Annotated in this window: 3 protein-coding genes and 2 pseudogenes; 3 read left to right on the top strand and 2 right to left on the bottom strand. The window is 74.8% G+C overall.

The features are described from left to right. Positions 1–901: hypothetical protein (locus tag CCN42_RS36385; RefSeq protein ID WP_086741606.1), on the bottom strand; the 901-nt coding region annotated here is incomplete at its 3' end. A 94-nt stretch (positions 902–995) separates the two neighbouring features. Here CCN42_RS36385 and CCN42_RS36390 point away from each other — a divergent pair. From CCN42_RS36390 to CCN42_RS36400, 3 genes and pseudogenes are all read left to right on the top strand, one after another. Then, on the top strand, positions 996–1,985 hold the full coding sequence (locus tag CCN42_RS36390) for an ABC transporter substrate-binding protein (protein ID WP_211294875.1): 990 nt from the start codon (positions 996–998) through the stop codon (positions 1,983–1,985). Positions 1,986–2,086: 101 nt separating this feature from the next. Beyond that, on the top strand, positions 2,087–3,019 hold the full coding sequence (locus CCN42_RS36395; RefSeq protein WP_086741608.1) for a FecCD family ABC transporter permease: 933 nt from the start codon (positions 2,087–2,089) through the stop codon (positions 3,017–3,019). 179 nt (positions 3,020–3,198) lie between these two features. Further along, positions 3,199–3,681: pseudogene (locus CCN42_RS36400) on the top strand (iron chelate uptake ABC transporter family permease subunit); the annotation flags it as partial. 104 nt (positions 3,682–3,785) lie between these two features. Here CCN42_RS36400 and CCN42_RS36405 read toward each other — a convergent pair. Further along, a pseudogene (locus CCN42_RS36405) lies at positions 3,786–3,941 on the bottom strand (iron chelate uptake ABC transporter family permease subunit); the annotation flags it as partial. Positions 3,942–3,943 lie beyond the last annotated feature (2 nt).

A 3,943-nucleotide genomic window follows, 5' to 3' on the forward strand; every position in this document is an offset into this window, starting at 1 on the left:
GTTCGTCGCCGTCGGGGTGGATGCGGGCGAACGCGGTGTGGGCGCGGGCCAGGGCGAGCCGGAAGACGAGTCCGGGGCCGAGCTCGGTCCGGGCCGTGGTGTGGGTGTCCAGGTCGTGGCGCCACGCCTGGTTGGTCCATTCCGGCCAGCGCAGCGGGTCCGCGGGGCCGCCGCGCAGGGTGGACCAGAGGGCTCGCCGGTGCGGGTCCAGCCGTAGGTACCAGCCGCGGCCGGGCGCGTCCCACGGGATCGGCGCTTCCGGCACCAGACTGCCGCCGTCCCGCCGGGCCCGGTGCACGCCGTCGCCGGTGGCGGCGAAGAGCCGGGCGTGGCGCGGGTCCTGGGCGTCGCCGTGTCCGTCGTCCGGGAGGGGCAGGCAGGCGGCCGGGGTGACGGACGGGCAGCCGGGCGGTGCGGCGAGCAGGTCGGCGAGCGGGTGGACGGCCAGGGCGCCGGGTTCGCGGTGCCGGAGGACGACGAGCGGTTCGCCGGAGCCGAGCACCGTCACGCCGGGTTCGCCGACGCGGGTGCGGACGCGGGCGGTCTCGCCGGTGGCCAGATCCACGACCGTGAGCAGGTCCGACCAGGGGGCGGTGTTCTTGCCGAGTCCGGTGGTGACGGCCACCCATCGCCCGGAGGGGTCGGTGGCGAGGTGCTCGGCCGGTACCGCCACCGGTATCGCGGCCGCCACGAGCCGGCGGCCGTACGGATCGAGCACGAGGAGTTCGCCCCGGCGGTCGTCGACGCAGGCCACCCGGCCCTCGGGAAGCGTCAGGAAGCCGGCGTGCTCCGAGAGGTGACGGCCCGGCAGCCGGCCCGCCTCGGTGCCGTCCGGCACGGTCACGAGGTGCACGCTGCCCTCCAGGTGGTCGGAGACCAGGAGCAGGGGTTCGGTCGTCATCGGCGGTCCTCCGTCGGCACATCGAGCATGACTGAAAATGATTATCATGTATGGTCGGTGCGTTTCCGGACCACGAGAAGAAACGAGGGCACCGATGCTGCGCTCACCCTTGAGGGCCGTACGGCGCGGACTGGCCGCCGTCATCCTGGGTTCCGTCCTGGCGGGATGCGGCGCCACCGCCGATTCCTCCACCGAGGGCGAGGCGAAGGCCGGCGGCGCGAAGACCGAGGTGACCGACGTCACGGTCGAACCCATCAAGGAGACACAGCAGTTGACGGACGCGCGCGGCGTGACCGTCTCCCTGGAGCAGCGGCCGGAGCGCATCGTCTGCCTGGTGGCGCTCTGCGACGACATCCTCACCGAACTGGGCATCCTGCCCGTCGCCACCAACAGCCAACTCCTCGCCCACCCGGACTTCCTGGGCGCCGAGAGGGCGAAGCAGGTCGACATCATCCCCGGCGGCTTCATCGCCCCCGAGGTGGAGGCGATCCTCTCCCACAAGCCCGACCTGGTGATCGGGCTGGAGGACACCCACGGCAAACTCGCCCCCGCGCTGAAGGGCGCCACCACGTTCTGGCCCATGCAGCCCGCCAAGTGGCAGGACAGCGTGGGCTATCTGCGCGACGTCGCCGCCCTCACCGGCCGTACCGCTCAGGGCGAGAAGGCGGAACGGGCCTTCCGCACCAAGCTCGCCGAGGCCGAGCGGAACAGGAGCGACAGGACCGCGTTGATCATCTACGGCAGCGACGAGAACTTCGGCGTCGCCACCCCGGGCACCGACGTGGTCGCCGGCCTCTTCCCGAAGCTCGCCGAGTACCCCTGGAAGTCTCGTGGGGTGGAGGGCAGTTACAGCCTGGAGGAAATCCTCGCGCAGGGCGTGGACGTGCTGTTCGTCGAGACGATGAGCTTCGGCGAACCGGACGGCAAGCTCTCGGAGAAGCTGGCGGAGAACCCGCTGTGGGGCAAGATCCCGGCCGTCGAGAACGGGGACGTCCACGAGGTCGACTCCGAGGTCTGGGCCAAGGGGCGCGGCACCCGCTCCCTGGGGCTCGTCCTCGACGAGGCCGTGGCCGCGCTGCGGTGAGCACGCCCACCGGGATCCTGGAACCGGCCGCGGGGGCGCCCTCCGCCGTTCCGCCGGGGCCGCGACGGCCGGGAGCACGCCGCTGGGCACAGCTCTCCGCCCTGGCCGTGCTGCTCGTCGTGGCGTCCTGGTGCGCGCTGTGCCTCGGCACGCCCTACGTCCCGCCGCACCGGCTGTTCGGCGGTGACGAGATCGCCCGGGTCGTCGTCACCGAACTGCGGGTGCCCCGGCTGGTGCTGGCGCTCGTCGCGGGTGCCTGCCTGGGAGCGGCGGGACTGGTGCTCCAGGAGGCGCTGCGCAATCCGCTGGCCGTCCCCGAGATGCTGGGCGTGTCCTCGGGGGCGGCCCTCGGGGTCGCCGCGCCCCTGGTGCTGGCGGTCGCGGTGCCCGCGGCCGTCCAGCCCCTGCTGGCCATCGGCGGTGCCGTGCTCGGCGGCGGACTGACCCTGCTGGCGGCCGGGCTGGGGCGCAGCCCCTCCGCCGTCCTGCTCACCGGGGCCGCGGTCGCCGCCGCGTTGCAGGCGGCGCTGCTGGTGCTCATGGTGATGGCCGACCAGCTCGACCTCCAGCTGATCTACCGCTATCTGCTCGGCTCGCTCTCCGCCCGCACCTGGGAGGACGTGACCGGGCTGTGGCCGTGGCTGCTGATCGCGGTCCCCGCGCTGGTGCTGTGCGCGCCGGTGCTCGCGGTGCTGCGGCTCGGCGACGACGACGCCGAGGCGCTGGGGGTGCGGGTGCACCGGGCGCGGTTCGCGGCGCTCGCCGTCGCCGTGGTGCTGATCGCCCCGGTGACCGCCGTGTGCGGTCCGGTGGCATGGGTCGGTTTCCTCGCCCCGCATCTGGCCCGGCGCCTCAACCCGCGCTCCGACGCGGTGCGCTGGCTGCCGTGGTCGGCGGGGTGGGGGGCGGCCGTGGTGGCCGTCGCCGACGTACCGGCCCGGCTCGCCCTGGCACCCGTGGAGACGCCGGCCGGCGCCTGGACGGCGCTGCTCGGCGTCCCGGCGGGAGTGGCACTGCTGCGGAGGACGCGATGAACCGGGGTGGCACCGCCACGGAGGACCGGACGAGCCGGGGTGGCACTGCTGCGGAGGACACGATGAGGGAGACGAGCCGGACGGCTCCGGGAGGGCGGCTGACGGTCGCCTGGCGCTTCGGCGTGCTGGGCGCACTGCTGATGCTGGCCGCGGGGGCCTCGCTGCTGGCCGGGCGGGCCATGTCCCCGGGCGTGGTCGGGGAGGTGCTGGGCGGCGGGGGCGACGCGCTGGAACGCCATGTGCTGTTCCAGCTGCGGCTGCCCCGCATGCTCGTGTCCCTCGGCGCGGGCGCCTGTCTCGGCGTGGCCGGGCTGGTCCTCCAGTCGGCCCTGCGCAATCCGCTGGCCGGTCCCGAGGTCACCGGGGTGACGCCGGGCGCGGTGCTCGGCGCCGTCACCGCGACGGGGCTCGGGCTCGCGGGGTGGCAGTCGCCGTTCGCCGTGGTCGTCGCCGCGTGCGCGGGCGGCTGCGCCGGGGCGGGGCTGCTGTGGCTGCTGACCGGCCGGGGCGGGGGTGACCCGGAACGGACCGCGGTGCACGGGGTGCTGGTCTCGGCGGTGCTCGGCGGGCTCACCGCGATGGTGCTGCTGGTGGCGCCGGGTGAACTCGGCAGTGTCGTGCAGTGGCTGGTCGGCAGCACCGAGGGCCGGGTGTGGGAGCACTGGCATCTGCTGTGGCCGTGGGCGCTGCCCTGGCTCGTGGTGGCGTGGCTGCTGTCGGCGCCGAACACCGCCACCGCGACGTGCGGGACGAGCAGCCCCACGAAGCCCAGCGCGCCCACCGAGGCCACCGCGCCCGCCGTCAGCGCCACCGCGCACAGCAGGGCCGCCGTCCGGGCACGCGGGGCCGACAGCCCGGCCGCCGCGGCGAGTTCGTCCCCGCAGCGCAGCAGGGTCAGCGGCCCCGACAGCAGCCACGCCACCA

Origin of the sequence: Streptomyces glaucescens (genome assembly GCF_002154375.1) — a bacterium.
GTDB lineage: Bacteria > Actinomycetota > Actinomycetes > Streptomycetales > Streptomycetaceae > Streptomyces > Streptomyces glaucescens.

What these genes read in the sequence shown, in the direction of transcription:
- CCN42_RS36390 (WP_211294875.1), top strand. Translation starts at nt 996, where the DNA reads ATGCTGCGCTCACCCTTGAGGGCCGTACGGCGCGGACTGGCCGCCGTC.